At 49.6% G+C, this 224-nt stretch carries 1 rRNA gene; it reads right to left on the bottom strand.

What is annotated here, in order from left to right:
- Window positions 1–46: 46 nt before the first annotated feature.
- Window positions 47–162 (bottom strand): 5S ribosomal RNA (gene rrf / locus GXB78_RS28035).
- Between the last annotated feature and the right edge of the window lie 62 nt (window positions 163–224).

Consider the following 224-nt stretch of genomic DNA (forward strand, 5'->3'; position numbering starts at 1 on the left):
AAAACAAAACCCCAACTGCTTTCGCAATTGGGGTTTCGGAATTTAATCTTGACGATGACCTACTCTCACATGGGGAAACCCCACACTACCATCGGCGATGCATCGTTTCACTGCTGAGTTCGGGATGGGATCAGGTGGTTCCAACGCTCTATGGTCGTCAAGAAATTCGGGTACTGACTCGTGACCAGATGGCCTCGCTTCAGCAAATTGGGTATGTGACAGCT

This window comes from Pseudomonas moraviensis subsp. stanleyae (assembly GCF_036283065.1).
In the GTDB taxonomy this organism is placed as follows: Bacteria; Pseudomonadota; Gammaproteobacteria; order Pseudomonadales; family Pseudomonadaceae; genus Aquipseudomonas; species Aquipseudomonas stanleyae.